Genomic DNA, 319 nt, shown 5'->3' on the forward strand with positions numbered 1-319 from the left:
TTTGGCGGCGCGCCCATGTTTTACTATCTGCTGCATTTATACCTGCTGCTGGCCATCGGCCTCGCCTTGACGGTCGTGCTGGGCGCCAACCACGGTGCCCGGTATGGCGTCGAGCATGTCTGGCAAGTGTGGCTGATCGCGCTGGCCCTGATGCCCGTGCTGTACTTTCCCTGCCGCGCGTTCGCCAACTACAAGCGCACTTCGCAACGGGCGTGGGTGCGCTATTTCTGAAGCATGCCTACTTGCAGTACAGCCTGTCGATGCTGTGGCTGGACGCCAGGTAATGCCGTGTCTGCCACGAAATCGCCACGCGGTAGGC

Annotated in this window: 1 pseudogene; it reads left to right on the forward strand. The window is 61.4% G+C overall.

The annotated features are described in order from the left end of the window. A pseudogene (locus V3391_RS17650) lies at positions 1-231 on the forward strand (hypothetical protein); the annotation flags it as partial. Between the last annotated feature and the right edge of the window lie 88 nt (positions 232-319).

Origin of the sequence: Luteimonas flava (assembly GCF_036584485.1) — a bacterium.
GTDB lineage: Bacteria > Pseudomonadota > Gammaproteobacteria > Xanthomonadales > Xanthomonadaceae > Luteimonas > Luteimonas flava.